The 12,836-nt window shown below is 71.3% G+C and carries 12 protein-coding genes; 4 read left to right on the top strand and 8 right to left on the bottom strand.

The genetic code is table 11. The features are described from left to right. Window positions 1-25: 25 nt before the first annotated feature. Window positions 26-553, top strand: a complete 528-nt coding sequence (locus BHU15_RS04070; protein ID WP_069625893.1) for a hypothetical protein — start codon at window positions 26-28, stop codon at window positions 551-553. Here BHU15_RS04070 and BHU15_RS04065 read toward each other — a convergent pair. Next, a complete protein-coding gene (locus BHU15_RS04065; RefSeq protein WP_069625892.1) occupies window positions 541-1,530 on the bottom strand; it encodes a nucleoside triphosphate pyrophosphohydrolase in 990 nt (329 codons plus the stop codon). The two genes, BHU15_RS04070 and BHU15_RS04065, sit on opposite strands and share 13 nt — an antisense overlap. A 33-nt stretch (window positions 1,531-1,563) precedes the next feature. Further along, on the bottom strand, window positions 1,564-2,223 hold the full coding sequence (locus BHU15_RS04060) for a SurA N-terminal domain-containing protein (RefSeq protein WP_023541221.1): 660 nt from the start codon (window positions 2,221-2,223) through the stop codon (window positions 1,564-1,566). Window positions 2,224-2,412: 189 nt separating this feature from the next. On the opposite strand from BHU15_RS04060, the gene BHU15_RS04055 reads away from it, so the two are divergent. After that, window positions 2,413-2,814, top strand: coding sequence for a YciI family protein (locus BHU15_RS04055; protein WP_069625891.1), 402 nt, complete (start codon window positions 2,413-2,415; stop codon window positions 2,812-2,814). A 22-nt stretch (window positions 2,815-2,836) separates the two neighbouring features. Further along, window positions 2,837-4,117 (top strand): RNA polymerase sigma factor, encoded by a 1,281-nt coding sequence (locus BHU15_RS04050; RefSeq protein ID WP_218028041.1) that lies wholly within the window; start codon window positions 2,837-2,839, stop codon window positions 4,115-4,117. Here BHU15_RS04050 and BHU15_RS04045 read toward each other — a convergent pair. Further along, the gene (locus BHU15_RS04045; protein WP_069625889.1) at window positions 4,054-4,494 is read right to left on the bottom strand and encodes a GtrA family protein; all 441 of its coding nucleotides are present in this window, start codon (window positions 4,492-4,494) and stop codon (window positions 4,054-4,056) included. The genes BHU15_RS04050 and BHU15_RS04045 overlap by 64 nt on opposite strands. After that, window positions 4,491-5,471 carry a glycosyltransferase family 2 protein gene (locus BHU15_RS04040; RefSeq protein ID WP_069625888.1) on the bottom strand — a complete coding sequence of 327 codons (981 nt, stop codon included), beginning with the start codon at window positions 5,469-5,471 and terminating at the stop codon, window positions 4,491-4,493. The genes BHU15_RS04045 and BHU15_RS04040 overlap by 4 nt, the downstream gene beginning before the upstream one ends. Window positions 5,472-5,595: 124 nt before the next feature. Here BHU15_RS04040 and BHU15_RS04035 point away from each other — a divergent pair, with 124 nt between their 5' ends. Next, window positions 5,596-8,052: a YfhO family protein gene (locus BHU15_RS04035; RefSeq protein ID WP_069625887.1), complete on the top strand. Its 2,457-nt coding sequence runs from the start codon at window positions 5,596-5,598 to the stop codon at window positions 8,050-8,052. Here the strand turns inward: BHU15_RS04035 and BHU15_RS04030 are convergent. From BHU15_RS04030 to BHU15_RS04015, 4 genes are all read right to left on the bottom strand, one after another. Beyond that, entirely contained in the window at window positions 7,996-9,618 is a 1,623-nt protein-coding gene (locus BHU15_RS04030; RefSeq protein WP_069625886.1) for a serine/threonine-protein kinase, read from the bottom strand. The genes BHU15_RS04035 and BHU15_RS04030 overlap by 57 nt on opposite strands. Further along, the gene (locus BHU15_RS04025; RefSeq protein ID WP_069625885.1) at window positions 9,615-10,298 is read right to left on the bottom strand and encodes a hypothetical protein; all 684 of its coding nucleotides are present in this window, start codon (window positions 10,296-10,298) and stop codon (window positions 9,615-9,617) included. The genes BHU15_RS04030 and BHU15_RS04025 overlap by 4 nt, the downstream gene beginning before the upstream one ends. A 117-nt stretch (window positions 10,299-10,415) precedes the next feature. After that, on the bottom strand, window positions 10,416-11,162 hold the full coding sequence (locus BHU15_RS04020) for an acetyltransferase-like protein (protein ID WP_069625884.1): 747 nt from the start codon (window positions 11,160-11,162) through the stop codon (window positions 10,416-10,418). A 165-nt stretch (window positions 11,163-11,327) separates the two neighbouring features. Further along, window positions 11,328-12,731, bottom strand: coding sequence for a glycoside hydrolase family 6 protein (locus BHU15_RS04015; RefSeq protein WP_079127880.1), 1,404 nt, complete (start codon window positions 12,729-12,731; stop codon window positions 11,328-11,330). Window positions 12,732-12,836 lie beyond the last annotated feature (105 nt).

Here is a 12,836-nt window from a genome sequence, read left to right as displayed (position 1 = left end):
CTCTCTACTGAGTCCGGGAGAAAACATGACGCTCAATGGGCTGCGTCGGCTCTACATCGTTCGCTTCGTCTTCGCCGCCGCGTGGGCCGCGCTCCTGCTGCTCTTCGGCTCGGAACTCACCACCGGGGCCAGGCTGCTGCTCTTCCTCTACCCGGCCTTCGACGTCGCCGCCGCCGTCGTCGACATCAGGTCGGCGCGCGACGACGGGGCGGTCAAGGGGCTGTACGTCAACATCGCCGTCAGCTCGCTCGCCGCCGTCGGCATCGCGGTCGCCGGGGGCTCGGGGGTCGCCGACGTGCTGCGCGTCTGGGGCGCGTGGGCGGTCGTCTCCGGTCTCGTCCAGCTCCTGGTCGGCGTCGCGCGCCGGCCGATGGGTGGTCAGTGGGCCATGATCGCCAGCGGCGGCATCTCGGTGCTGGCCGGTGCGAGCTTCGTCCGGGGCGCCTCACAGGACGAGCCCGCGCTCAGCACCCTCGCCGGTTACGCCGTGCTCGGCGGGATCTTCTTCCTCGTCTCCGCGATTCGCCAGACCCGGGCCCCTCAGCGGGCCTGACCCTCCGCCGCCAGGATCGCGTCCCGGTACGCCCGCGCCGCCGCCCGCAAGGACGCCTCCGGGTCGATGCCCTCGGCCTCCGCGCGGGCCGCCAGGGCGAGGAGTTCGTAGCCGATGGACCCGCCCGACGGGAGCGGGACGTCCAGAGGGGAGGCCGCGACGCGGGAGGTGAGTTTGGCCGCCAGGGCGAGGGCCGGCTGGGCCAGGGGGACGCCGTCGGTGATCGAGTCGCGCTGCTTCTCCGCCGCCTTGGTACGCAGCCAGTGCGCGTGGACGTCGGCCGGGGTCTCGGCGCTCTCGTCGCCGAAGACATGGGGGTGACGGTGGATCAGCTTCTCGACGATCGTTCCCGCGACGTCGTCGATCGAGAAGGGCTCGTCCTCCTCCTCTTCCGCGATACGGGCGTGGAAGACCACCTGGAGCAGTACGTCGCCCAGTTCCTCACGCAACTCGTCGCGGTCGCCGCTCTCGATCGCCTCGACCAGTTCGTACGCCTCCTCGATGGCGTACTTGGCGAGGCCCTCGTGCGTCCGGGTCGACGACCACGGGCATTCGGCGCGGATACGGTCCATGACCTGGACCAGGTCGAGCAGGCGGGCGCCCGGCAGGTCGTACGAGCCGGGGAGCAGTTCCAGGTCGGGCATCTGGACACGGCCCGAGCCCGCGAGACGGGAGAGACCGTCGGTGAGAACCTGGTCGCCCTCGCCGGAGGGCAGGACCACCACCGTACGGCCGCCGGCGCAGGCGTCGACCAACTCGGCCGCGGTGGGCGCGGAGTGGCCGACGGTGACGCCGGCCTCGCGCAGATACGGCAGCTGCGGGTGCGCGGCGTCCGCGCACAGCACATGGTCGGCCTCGCGCAGCGTCTGCCACGCGGGCCAGGACAGCACACCGGGCGCGACCCGGTGGCTGGTGGTCAGCAGGACGATACGGCCGGGGGCGGCGGAGCCGGGGGCGGCTGCGGTCTCTTCGGTCACCGATGAAACCTACCTCCGGGCCCCGGCCCCAGCTCACGCGCCCGTCGGGACCTGCTCCGGCGGGGCCTCCTTGGTGACCTGGGTGAGCCACGGCGTCTTCGCCTCGCCGAGCCTGACCTGCTTGATGTCCCACGCGCCGTAGCGCGGGTTGACGTCGATGCCCAGTTCCTCGGAAGTCTTGACCAGCACGGCGAGGACCTGCTGCTGGCCCTCCGGCGTGGTGGTGTTCGCGCCGAGCGACTGGGCCAGCTTCGACATCAGCACCTCGCGGCGGATCGCGGCGTCGATCTGGTCCGGGGTGAGCGCGCCCTGCTGGAGCAGCATCTGCGCCAACTGGTCTTCGCCGCCGGACTGCTGGGCCGCCGCCTGGCGGGTGGTCTGGATGTCCTTGCGGGACGCCTTCACCCCGGCGTCGTCGGCGGCCTTCTGAAGGATCTCGTCGAAGATCATGCTGTTCAGCTTGACCTGGCTGAGCTGGCCGGTGTTCTTGATCAGCTCGGCGGCCTGCGGAGACGCCTGCTGCGCGTCGCGTACGTCCCGGACCTGGGCCTGCAGCGAGGACACGTCGATGCGCTCGCCGCCGACGACGGCCGCCGCGCCGGGGTGGGCGTCGTTGCCGCAGGCGGTGAGGAGCGGGGCCGCCGCGAGGAGGGCGGCGGAGAGAGTGAGCGCTGTGCGACGGCGGCGGTGCAAAGGGTGCCTCCTGGATCGTGACAACGACCGTGCGTTGATCGATGTTAGGCAGTGGCGGCGGATCCGATCCAGTCAGCCCGACTTTTTTCGAAAACTTCGCCGAGCGGTCGGCCAGGGTGTCGAAATCGCGGTCGTGGCTTCTACCAGTCTGTGAGGGCACCACTGGACGATCCTGAAGAGGAGCGAGTCATGAAGTACATGCTGTTGATGCAGTTCAGCGCCGAGAACGCGGGATTCCCCGATCTCTCGACCTGGACCCCCGAGGAGATCCGGGCGCACATCGCCTTCATGGGCGAGACGAACACGATGCTCAAGGACGCGGGCGAATTCGTGGACGCCCAGGGCCTCGCGGGAGTGGACACCGCGCGGATCGTCCGCGCCGGGAGCGGCGGGGCGCCCGTCGTCACGGAGGGACCGTTCCCCGAGACGAAGGAGTTCCTGGCCGGATTCTGGGTCATCGACTGCGAGACGCCGGCGCGGGCGGACGAGATCGCCGCGCATATCTCGGCGGCCCCCGGCCCCGGCGGCAAGCCGTTGAACATGGCGATCGAGGCCCGTCAGATCATGGCCGGGCCGCCCGAGGAGTTCTAGAGATCTATTGAGGGAGCACGTGTTGAGCCGTATCTCCTTCTACGACGAGGACCTGCTGCGCACTCTCGCGCCGCAGGTCGTCGGCGTACTCACGCGGCGCTTCGGGGACTTCGCGACCGCCGAGGACGCCGTGCAGGAGGCGTTGCTGGCGGCGGCGAGGCAGTGGCCCGACGAAGGTGTGCCCGGCAATCCGCAGGGCTGGCTGATCCAGGTCGCGAACCGCCGGATGACCGAGTTGGTGCGCGCCGACGCCGCGCGGCGGCGGCGTGAGGACCTGGTGACGGGGCGGGAGCCGGCCGACCGCCGGGTGGCCCCGCCCGCCGACGCCGCCGAACCGGCAGACCGGGACGACTCGTTGACCGTCCTGTTCCTGTGCTGCCACCCCGCCCTGTCGCCTGCCGCCGCCGTCGCGCTGACGCTGCGGTGCGTGGGCGGTCTCGGTACGGGGGAGATCGCCCGCGCCTTCATGGTGCCCGAGGCGACGATGGGCCAGCGCATCAGCAGGGCGAAGCAGCGGATCAGGGCGTCCGGGGCGCCGTTCCGGCTGCCGGGGCCGGACGACGAGGACCGGGAGCGGCGGCTCGGAGCCGTACTGCACGTGCTGTATCTGATCTTCAGCGAGGGATACGCGACGAGTGCCGGGCCCGATCTTCAGCGGGTCGAGCTGTCCCAGGAGGCGATCCGGCTGGCCCGCGCCCTGCGTGAACTCCTGCCGGACGACAGCGAGATCACCGGGCTTCTCGCGCTGATGCTGCTCACCCAGGCGCGCAGCGCGGCCCGGACGGGGCCGGGCGGTGAGCTGATCCCGCTGGCCGAGCAGGACCGGGGGCGCTGGGACGGCGCGGCGATCGCCGAGGGCGTCGCGCTGATCACGGCGGCGCTGCCGTCCGGTCCGGTGGGTCCGTATCAGGTGCAGGCGGCGATCGCCGCCGTGCACGACGAGGCGGGATCGGCCGGGGAGACGGACTGGCCGCAGATCCTGGCGCTGTACGGGGTGCTCGACGCGCTCGTCGACAATCCGGTGGTCTCGCTGAACCGCGCCGTCGCCCTGGCCATGGTGCGCGGCCCGGCCGCCGGGCTCGCCGCCGTCGACGCGCTCGACGCGGCGGGGCGGCTCGCCGGGCACCACCGGCTGTATGTGGTCAGGGCGCATCTGCTGGAGATGGCGGGCGACCGGGCGGCGGCCGTCGAGAACTACCGGGCCGCCGCCGCGCGTACGGCGAGCACGCCCGAGTACCGCTACTTGTCGATACGGGCCGCGCGGCTCGGAACGGGCGCGGCGACCGGCGGCTCGGACGCGTAGGCCGCCGGGTCGGGGCGCAGCATGATCGTGCGCGAGACCACGAAGGTGATCGGGATCGCCGCCGCCGCGGCGATCAGCGGCGCGTACGTCCTGCTGAACCCCAGCACGTCGACCAGCAGATACACCCCGCACGTGGTGATGGTGAAGTTCGCCGCGTTGGTGAGCGGGAAGAGCAGGAACTTCCGCCAGGTCGGCCGGGTCCGGTAGGTGAAGTACGAGTTGAGGAAGAACGAGCCGATCATGCTCAGCACGAAGGCGGCGACATGCGCCGCGACGTACGGGAGCCAGGTCAGCAGCACCAGGTAACAGCCGTAGTACGTACCGGTGTTGACGACCCCGACGAGCGCGAATCTGATCAGCTGGCCCCGGACCGTCATGTACCCACAAGCTCCTGGTCCGTCGCACGAAGCGTCCGCCGCGGGCGGTCCACGTCGGTCGCCGCCACCAGATAGTGCGGGCGCCGCTTCACCTCGTAGTAGATGCGGCCGACATACTCGCCGACGACTCCCACCATCACCATCTGTACGCCCGACAGGGCCGTGACAGCCACCAGAAGTGTGACATAGCCGGGAGAGTCGACACCGTTGACCATCGCCTCCACGACGATCCACGCCGCGTACAGCGAGGCGAGCGACACCAGCAGCAGTCCGAGGTAGAGCGCGGCGCGCAGCGGCTTGTTGTTGAAGGAGAGCATGCCGTCGAGCCCGTAGTTGAGCAGCTTTCCGAAGCTCCATTTGGAACGGCCCTGCTCACGGGCCGCGTTCTCGTACTCGAAGGTGGTCGAGCGGAATCCGACCCAGGCGAAGATTCCCTTGGAGAAGCGGTTGTACTCGGCGAGGCCGAGCACCGCGTCGACCGCGCGGCGCGAGAGGAGCCGGAAGTCCCCGACGCCGTCGACGAGTTCGACGTCGATCAGGCGGTTGATCAGCCGGTAGTACGCGCGGGCCGCCAGGGTGCGGGTGACGCGGTCGCCCTTGCGGGTACGGCGCGCGATGACCTGCTCGTAACCCTCCTCGTGGAGGGCGAGCATGCGGCGGACCAGCTCCGGCGGGTGCTGGAGGTCCGCGTCCATGATGACGACGGCGTCGCCCTTCGCGTACTGGAGGCCGGCCAGCATCGCGGCCTCCTTGCCGAAGTTGCGGCTGAAGGAGACGTAACGGGCGCGGGAGTCAGCCGCGGCGAGGTGGTCCAACCGCTCCAGAGTGCCGTCGCGGCTTCCGTCGTCCACGTAGACCAGCTCGAATTCATGCCCGAGTTCCCCTTCGAGCAGCGCGAGTTCATCGGTCACACGGGCGTGGAAGCGGTCGACGATCTCCTCTTCGTTGAAGCACGGGACCACTATTGAGATCAGCACCGTAGAACGACATCCGACCGGAATGTCACTGATGGATTCACCGAATGAATTACAGGCGGCCATCATGTGAACTGGATCGCCAACGACCCTTTTGTCGGGATCAGCGCTGACATATTCGATCACTATGCCGATCCTGGAATCCGTCCGCGGCCGGGCAGCCGCGTTCGCCGCCCTGATCACCGTGACCGCCGTCTGCGCGGGTGACGCCGTCGCCCGCAGCTTCCCGTTCGGGCCGGACACGCGGAGCGTCAACGACCTGGGCAATCAGTTCGTCCCCTTCCACGCCAAGCTGTGGGACCTGCTGCACGGGCGCGGGGACGGCGGGCTGCTGCTCAACTGGCAGTCCGGGTACGGCACCGCGTTCCTGCCCGACCTCGGGACGTATCTGACGAGTCCGTTCGCGCTGCTCGTCGGGCTCTTCCCACGGGACCGGATCGATCTCGCCGTGTACGTCATCACCGTGCTCAAGATGGCGGCGGCGGGCGCGGCGATGGCCTGGCTGCTGCTCGCGATGGCGAAGAAGCGGCCCGTTTCCCCGTCGTCGTCGTGGTGGGTCGCCGCGGTGCTCGGCGCCACGTACGCGCTCTGCGGATGGTCCGTCATCGAGGCGTCGTACAACCCGATGTGGCTCGACGGGCTCATCGCGCTCCCGCTGCTGTGCCTGGTCGGCGAGTGGGTACGGGCGGGGCGCCGGCCGGTCCTCGGTCCGCTGGTCGTCGCGCTCGCGTGGATCGCCAACTTCTACACCGCGTACATGGCGACCCTCGGTGCCGTCCTGGTGCTCTGCGTGCAACTCCTGCTCGACGGCGGGGTGCTGCGGGAGCGTGTACGGGTCCTGGTGCGCGGCGCCGGCACCGTGCTCCTCGGGATCGGGCTCGCCGCGCCCGTGCTGCTGCCGGTGGTGATGGGGACGGGGCACGCGTTTCCCGGCTGGACCAGGCAGTTCGAGCCGGCCGGCTGGAGCGAGTTCCTCGCGCGGACGCTGCCCGCGACGTACAGCTTCTTCACGCCCGCCCTCTTCCTGGGCGGCGGCGCGCTGCTGCTCGCCGTCGTGCTGCCGTTCAACCGGAAAGTGCCCGGCCGGGAGCGGCTGGCGTGGGCCGGGCTCGCGGGCGGCGTCGCGCTGTCGTCGCAGTGGGAGCCGACGCATCTGCTGTGGCACGCGTTCGCGACGCCCAACGGCAGCCCGTTCCGCCAGACGTTCGTGCTGTCCGGGCTGCTGGTGATCGCCGCCTGGCAGTGTCTGGCTCACGGGTGGCCGGGCCGCCGCCCGCTGCTCGCCGGCACCGGTCTGCTCGTCGCGGTGGGCCTGGTCGCCGCCACCGACGCGATGACCGGCAGGCGCGCCCTCGCGCTGTTCGCGTGCGGGCTCGCGGCGGCCGTGGCGGCGCTGCTGGTGGTACGGCTCCCCCGGCGCCGGTACGCGGCGCTGGCCGCCCTGTTGCTGGTGGGCGGGCTCGCGGGGCAGGCCGCGGCGACCACCGCGTACACCGACCGGGCCCGGCTGCACAAGCTGGACCACTACCCGGCCTGGGGCACGGAGCACGACGAGCGCGCCGCCGCCGTCGCGGAGGCCGACGGGTGGCCGCGCTACCGCACCGACCCGGGGCGCACCCAGATCACCGCGAACGACCCGATGCTGCTGGGCGGTCAGGGCGCCTCCTACTACAGCAGTCACACGCCCGACGTGCTGACGCGTACGCTCGGCGCGCTGGGCGCCGGCTGGACGTCGAACGGGCGGGCGGTGCAGAGCCTGGACAGCCCGGTCGTGGACGCCGTGTTCGCGGTGGGCGCGCGCCTTCGTACGGAGGACGGCGCCCCGCCAGAGGTGAGTCGGGCCGAGGTGCCGCCGCTGGTGACCGTACGGCCGCCGGAGCGGACCCGCCCGCGGTACGGGCGTTCGCCCTTCCGCAACCAGGAGATGCTGCTGGGCTCGCGCGTCTACTCCGACCCGGTGGCCGGTTCCTGTCCCGTCGGCAGCGAGGTCTTCTTCTTCGCCCCCGACTACACCGGCACGGCCCGGCTCGGCAACGCCACCCCTGTCAAGTTGCTCGGCGGGCAGCCCCGCCGCCGCGCGGCCGTGACGTCGCTGGGAATCGCCGAACGCCCGGGTGAGCGCGTCACGTTCGACGGCAGGGCGCCGAAGGGGCGGACGGTGGCCTGTCTGGACCGGGCGCGCCTCGACGCCACCGTGGAGCGGATGAAGAAGACCGGCGCCGTGTCCGTGGACGTCTCCGACCACGGCGTACGGGCCCAACTGCCGCCCGGCAGCAGGGGAACGGCCGTCGTCGCCGCGCCCCGGATCGCGGGCTGGAGCTGCGCGGGGAAGCCCGCCGATGCGTCCCTCGGGCTGGTCGCGGTGCCGCTGGACCCGGACGGCACGACCACGTCCGTCGACTGCTCGTTCCGGCCGCCGGGACTGCGCTCGGGCGCCGCGCTGGGAGGCGCGTCACTGCTCGTGCTGGTGGGCATCGGCGTGCTCTCCGTACGGAGGCGGCGCCGGGAGGGGCCGGGGACGGTTGAACTAGCGGCTCCGGGTGGTGCCGCGGAACTGCTGCCTGCGGTCAAGTCCGCGCCGTAGTTCGACCGGCAGCGGGTGGTACGGGCCGTACGCCCGCTCCGCGTCGTAGAGCAGATACTGCAACTGCTGCTGCGCCGCCGAGTGGTCGCCGACCGCGAGCAGCAGATGCCCGATGCGGTGCCGGATGTCGAAGGCCCGTGACTGGTCGGCGCCCGGCTGCCCGGCGCCTTCGTAGTAGGGCAGCACCGCGCGGTACTCCTCCAGCGCCGCGCCCGCCTCACCGAGCTGTTCGAGGCACTGCGCGGCGTCGTAGCGGAACTGGAGCGTCTGCGGGTCGCCGGGGCCCGCGTCGGCCGCGCGGTCGTCGGCGAGACGGCGCAGCTCGGGCAGGGCGCGGCGGTACTGGCCGTCGTCCATCAGCGTCGTCGCGTACTGCTTGCGCAGGATGCGGACCACCGGTGAGTGTTCGCCGTGCTCGGCCGCCGCGGCGGGAAGGATCCCGCCGAGGATGTCCACGGCCTGCGTGATGCTGCCCTCGCCGAGGAGGCGCTTCGCCTCGTCGACGGCGGCGGCGACGTCCGGGCGCTGGGCCGGGGCGCTCCCCGGCATCGGCGAAGGGGAGGGCGACTGCGACTGGGGCGAGCGCGGCGGGAGTGGTGACAGCGGCACCGACGGCGCGGGCGGCGGGGCGGTGGCGCGGTCCGGCCAGGGCGCGTGCGGGCGCAGGAACGGGCGGGACGGGTCGAGCGGGATGCCCGCCTGCCCGGAGTGCGGCGCGCCGACCACGCCGCGCGTGGGCAGCAGCGGGGCCAGTGCCTCGTACACCTCCTGCGCGCCGGCCGGCCGGTGCTGCGGGTCCTTGGCGAGCAGCCGCAGGACGAGCGCCTCCAGCGTCTCGGGGATCTCCGGGCGGATCCGGCGGACCGGGACGGGCGGCTCGTACAGATGCCGGTGCAGGACGCCGAGGGCGGTCGTGCCGGGGAACGGGACGGTGCCGCTGAGGAGTTCGTGCAGGACCACGCCGAGTGCGTAGAGGTCGGTGTACGGGCCGACGGCGCCGCCCATGACCTGCTCGGGGGCCATGTAGGCGGGGCTGCCGATGACCGAGCCGGTGTGGGTGAGGCGGGTGGTGTCGGTGTCGATGACGGAGGCGACGCCGAGGTCGAGCACGAGGACGCTGCCGTCGGGCTTGACCATCACGTTCCGCGGCTTGAGGTCGCGGTGCACGATGGGCACCGCGTGTACGGCGGCGAGGACGCCGCACAGCTGGGCGGCGACGGAGGCCGCCCACTGCCAGGGGTAGGGCGCGTGGCCGGCGAAGTGGGCGGCGAGGTCGGTGCCTTCGACGTACTGCATGACCAGGAAGAGTTCGTCGCCGTCGCTGCCCGCGTCGTGGACGGTGACGAGGCCGGGGTGGTTGACCTGGGCGGTGACCCGGCATTCGCGGACGAACCTGCGGCGCAGGTCCTCGGCGGCGGTGTCGGCGGCCATCTTGTCGGGGCGCAGCAGCTTGACGGCGACGCGGCGGCCGAGGCGCTGGTCGTAGGCCGTCCAGACCTGGCCCATGCCGCCCTGCCCGATGAGGCCGGCCATCTCGTAACGGCCCGCGACGACGCGGGCGTTCACCGCTTGTCGCTGTCGCCGCTGTTGCGGTTGCCGTTGCCGTTGCCGCCCGTGTCGCGTCCGTCGCCGGTGCCGGTGTCGTCCAGGTGGTCGCGGCGCAGGAGATCGCTCAGCTCGTCCAGCTCGGCGCGCACCTGGTCGATGCGGGGCGGCGTCGTGGCGGGGTTGGGCTGGGCGTACGGCTGTTGCCGCTGGGGCGGCGGCTGTTGCTGCCGCGGGGTGGCCACGGGCCGGGTGGGGCCGCCGTAGCCGTAACCGGCGTTGGCGGGCGGCTGATAGCTCGGTGTCACCTGGGGTGTCACGTGCGGCGGCTGGTAGTAGCCCGGGTACGGCGCCGCCGGGACCCGGTAGTGCTTGAAGTCCGCGTACAGGTAGTAGGCGATGGCGGCGGCACCGGTCGTCAGCATGCCGATCATGCCGGTGTTGCCCTCGGGGCTGCTGAAGTCGTCGGTGTTGTCCTGGGCGAGAAAGACGATCCACAGGACGTTGAGGGCCACGTTCCCGATGAACAGCCACCAGTTCAGGACGGACCGGGTCACGATCGCCACCCGCAGCGTCGCCGTCCAGGCGAGGAACCCGCAGGTGAGCAGCGGCATCGCGACGAAGAGCCCACGCAGGAAGGCAAGCATCCCCGGCGTGGGTGTGCGGTGCGGCGGCGGGTGCGCTATTCCGGGGCCGTGCATGCTGCTCCTGACAGGCCAGGGGGGACGTCTGCGAAAGCGTATCGAGGGTATACAGCGACATCGCGCGCCGAGCCCCGTCGCGTGGATCCCCCCTGCCCCCGCACGTGTCCCCCACGCTCAGATCCGGTGACGCACCCACACATTGGGTTCGACATAGACACCGTAGCCGCGTGTGGCCTCGCAGTGCACGGGCATGAGCGCTCCGGGTACGTCGACGGGCCCGTCGGTGTCGAACGCGAGCCCCGTCCACTCGCGCCACTGGGCGAGTGATCCGGTGACCGTCATGGAGGCGGGGGCCACCGAGTCGATCACACCGCCCGCGCGCACGTGGACGCGGAGCCAGGGGTCGTACGGCAGTCCGTCCTCGTCCCGTACGCGATGGGCGTACTCGTCCATCGCGGCGTGCGGCTCTTCGTGCTTGGCGCTCGGCCGTACCGGGGCGACGACTGCGGCGAAGCCGAGGCCGCGGGCGTTGTCGCGCATGGCCGCCAGCATCCTGCCGGACAGGCCCTGCCCCTGCCGGTCGGTGGCGACCGTGATCTCGATGGCGCTGACGGTGTCGGGTGTCCTGCCGTGCCGCAGATCGGAGAACGCCCACAGCAGCGCCTGGTCCCAGCCGGTGGCGGGCAGCGTCTCGCGGCCCTTGGCGTGGAGCTGGAAGGGGACGCTGAACGCGCGGGCCACGACGGCCCCCTCCTCGTCGGTGCCGACGAGAACGTACTGCGGCAGCTCGGCGACGATCCGCCCGATGTTCGCCCAGCCGACGGGGTCGTGCAGCATGAACTCCGGCCAGGTGTCGGCCATCCGCCACATCGGGTCGATGAGGTGGGGACGCTCGGCGAGAGTGGTGACGGTCAGCTCCATACGGGCAGGTTAACGACATGCGGACCGGCGCCCCACTGATTTGGTACGGCCTCCGGGACGGGGAGGCCGTCGGCTCGGGAAGGGTACGGTCCAGGTCGGAGACCGGGCCCGCACCCTTCCTCTCTCACGCGGCGACAGGGACACCGCACGTGCCCGGGGCGTCGGTCAGAGCGCCGGGTAGGCGTTCCTCATGAGCTCCTGGAACTGGGCCGGGAACCAGTGGCCGGAGAGCGGCGCGTCCGGCAGGGCGCCGGACAGGTTGTTCCCGTTGCGGGGGTTGCCGGTGTACGTCGGGTCGCACATCCGGTCGAAGCCCTTGCCCTCGTCGTTCTCGATCACCTTGCTGGCGCCGTCCGACTCACCCGGGGGCTTGACCCAGACGTACGCGTCGATACCGGGTGCCGGGGCCGCCTGTGGCCGTGCGCCGAGACCGGCGCCCTTCTGGTTGCACCAGTTGCCGAGGTGGATCCGGCGGTCGGTGCGGCCTCCGTTGACGTACGTGTCCGAGGTGGTCTTCGGGCCCGCGGCGGTCGGCCGGGCCGCGCCGCCCCAGCCGTTGCGGGAGGTGTCGATCAGCATGCCGACGTCCGGGGAGAAGCCCTCCTTCTGGGCCTCGGTGCGGAACGCCTGGGCGAACGACTGCTCGTCCACGTAGCGGTTCCAGTCGATCCACTTGGACTTCTCGCGGATCGGACCGTCGTTGGCGGTGTCGCCGATCTTGAAGAACGGCTCGGTGGTGGCGCCGTAGTTCGCGGTGTTGGCGATGAAGCCGTGCACGTTGGCCAGTGTGCTGCCCTCGGCCTTCGCGGCCTCGGCGATCTGCTTCGCGGAGGCGTTGAAGTTGTCGTCCCAGCCGATCCAGCCGTGGTGACCCGCGTCGACGTAGTTGTACGCGTTCGGGATCGCGCCCAGCTTGGCCAGCGCGTAGCCGACACCCTTGACGTAGTTTCCGTTCGCCTTCATGGTGTCGCAGTTCGGGACCGCGGTCGGGCGGGGCGAGACGTTGGTGACCAGGTTCGGCAGCGAGTCGATCTCGACGATGTTCACGATGCGCAGGTTGGCGTAGGCCGGCTTGGCCAGGATCGCCGCGATCGGATCGATGTACTCGCTCTTGTACCGGGGGAGATCCGTCTGGCCGAGCTCGCCGTTCGAGGCGAGGGCGGAACAGTCACGGCCGGGCAGGTTGTAGATGACCAGCTGGATCGTCTGCGCGCCCTGGCTGACGGCCCTGTTGAGGTGGGCCTCCAGGCCCATTCCGCCGGCCACGCCCTTGATCGCGGCGATGCGGTCGAGCCACACGGCGGTGGGCTGGTTGGAGATCCTGCTGCCGCCGGGCTCGGCCGCGGCCTTCGCGGACCACAGCGGATTCACGTACACCTTGGCACCCGCGTACGGGTTGTCCACGCGGGCGGCGGCCTGCGCGGATGCCTTCGCCGACGCGGAGGCGGGGGTGGTGGTGAGCTGGGTGACCGCGCCGCCGGTGAGCAGCATCGCGCCGGCGGTGAGAGCGACCAGGCCGCGGCGGACTCGTCGTTGGGGTAAGGCGACTGAGGTGATGAGGGGTGTCATGTGCGAACTACCTCCGGAGGATGTGGATCTTCACCCCTAGTGGGGAAGACGTACGCTTTTGCCCGGTTCAGTTGCACGTTCTTAACGATGGGAGCGCTCCCATCG

Origin of the sequence: Streptomyces niveus (assembly GCF_001723055.1) — a bacterium.
GTDB lineage: Bacteria > Actinomycetota > Actinomycetes > Streptomycetales > Streptomycetaceae > Streptomyces > Streptomyces niveus.
Note: the sequence above shows the minus strand (reverse complement) of the source record. Positions and strands in the feature narration are given on the sequence as shown.

Bases quoted from the DNA above. Each gene is read 5' to 3' on its own strand.
- BHU15_RS04070 (WP_069625893.1), top strand. From the start codon at position 26: ATGACGCTCAATGGGCTGCGTCGGCTCTACATCGTTCGCTTCGTCTTC.
- BHU15_RS04035 (WP_069625887.1), top strand. From the start codon at position 5,596: ATGCCGATCCTGGAATCCGTCCGCGGCCGGGCAGCCGCGTTCGCCGCC.
- BHU15_RS04055 (WP_069625891.1), top strand. From the start codon at position 2,413: ATGAAGTACATGCTGTTGATGCAGTTCAGCGCCGAGAACGCGGGATTC.
- BHU15_RS04025 (WP_069625885.1), bottom strand. From the start codon at position 10,298: ATGCACGGCCCCGGAATAGCGCACCCGCCGCCGCACCGCACACCCACG.
- BHU15_RS04020 (WP_069625884.1), bottom strand. From the start codon at position 11,162: ATGGAGCTGACCGTCACCACTCTCGCCGAGCGTCCCCACCTCATCGAC.
- BHU15_RS04045 (WP_069625889.1), bottom strand. From the start codon at position 4,494: ATGACGGTCCGGGGCCAGCTGATCAGATTCGCGCTCGTCGGGGTCGTC.
- BHU15_RS04015 (WP_079127880.1), bottom strand. From the start codon at position 12,731: ATGACACCCCTCATCACCTCAGTCGCCTTACCCCAACGACGAGTCCGC.